The organism is Paenibacillus sp. J22R232, assembly GCF_056269165.1.
The window spans coordinates 1-1,674 of the sequence record NZ_JBWDNK010000044.1 but is presented as its reverse complement, the minus strand read 5'-3'; the positions used below and the strand labels follow the sequence as shown (position 1 = coordinate 1,674).

1 protein-coding gene is annotated in these 1,674 nt (G+C 44.3%); it reads right to left on the bottom strand.

Annotated features, from left to right (window positions below; all coding sequences use genetic code 11):
• Nucleotides 1-42 precede the first annotated feature (42 nt).
• Nucleotides 43-1,607, bottom strand: a protein-coding gene (locus tag AC0YN3_RS33070) for an IS3 family transposase (RefSeq protein WP_475779064.1) whose coding sequence is annotated in 2 segments (ribosomal slippage) — nucleotides 43-971 and nucleotides 971-1,607 — 1,566 coding nt in all. Because the reading frame shifts where the segments join, the coding sequence is not laid out codon by codon here.
• Between the last annotated feature and the right edge of the window lie 67 nt (nucleotides 1,608-1,674).

Here is a 1,674-nt window from a genome sequence, read left to right as displayed (position 1 = left end):
TGAACTGAACCCCGTCAAGTAGACAGTACAAAAAATAAAGATCTATGAAGCGGCCTTAGCCCTAAATTCAATAGGACTGAGGCCGTTTAGCTTTTTCTGCAATCGTTCGTAATTGTAAAAGTGGATGTAATCATCAATATCGTTCTTTAGCTGTTCAAAAGTTTGGTATTTATGTAAGTAATACTTCTCACATTTCAACGTTCCCCAAAAGGATTCCATTGGACCGTTATCAATACAACGTCCGACCCGGGACATGCTCTGCTTCAGCTTAGCCTTATCCAACATTCTCTTAAAACCCGAAGACGTGTACTGGAAGCCTCGGTCGCTATGAAGGAGCGCTTTGCTTCTTGGCGCTGCCTTTAGCGCCAACTTCAATGTTTTAAACACGAGCGGATTATTATTGGAATGTCCCAGTACATAAGAAACAATCGATTTATCATGAAGGTCGAGAATGGCGCTTAAATAGGCCTTCTGACCGTTGCCGTATTTAAATTCAGTGACATCCGTTAGCCACTTTTCGTTCGGTGCTTCCGCCTGAAACGCACGGTTTAATACGTTCTCAGCTACGTGCTGCGGTGTTGAACGTTCATATTTCTTTTTCTTTCTGCGAATGACGGACTGAATCCCTTTTATTTTCATCAGACGATACACGCGTTTGTGGTTAATCTGCTTCTCCGTTTGTCGACGCATATGCAGCGTTAATTGACGGTAGCCGAAGGTGCCTTCAACCTTTTCATATAACGTCATCATGACCGCCGTAAGCTCTTGGTTCTCCAACTGTCGTTGGCTAGGCTTGTGACTGAGCCACTTGTAGTAGCTTGACCTTGGAATCTCCGCAACCTTGCACAGTAGCTGTATGCTAAGTGCTTCTGCCTGCTGCACGGCTTGGATAGCGAGATAAATGTCTTCCTGTCGATGTCCGCTTAGCGACGCCTCCCTTGAAACTCCTGTAACTTTTTTAAGAAAGCATTCTCCGCCCGAAGCCGCTCAACCTCGTACTCCAGTTTCTTCATAGCGAGCTTTTGCTGATCGACCTCAGATAACTCTTCAGGTGCCTTTGTGCGCCCTCTGCCGTCTCGCAAAGCGTTCTGGCCATCTGCTTCGTACTTCTTTACCCATCCGTAAACTTGCTGATAAGAAACGTGATATTTCTCTACTGCTTTTTGATAGTTTCGATTTTGCGATAAGCAATACATTACAATGTCCATTCGTTCTTCCCAAGTCGTTGTCCGTCCCTTTGTCATAGCGGCTCCGCCCCCGTTCTTATACGGTCTTAGACCGCTATGACTATTATACTTCTTAATCCAGTTTTGGAGCTGTGTACGGCTTGCCATACGGTACTTCCTTATGATTTCATTCTGTGAGTACTTTCCAGATAGATAATCTTGAACAGCCTGAAGTTTAAGTTCCACTGAGTAGCTCTTATTCTCCGCACGCCATGCTAACCCTTCGAATCCGTATAGTTCATAACGACGTCGCCATTCCTTCAACGTACTGACGTTAATGTTATATTTACAAGCGATCTCACTTCGTGATCCCCGTCCTGCTTCATACTCCTTCAGAATGGCTAATTTCTCTTCCCCGCAGTACTCATTTATTTGAGACATGAAAAAACTCCCCTTGATAAACAGGTTTTTATTATTTCACCTGTCTACCTAAAGGGGAGCATATCAA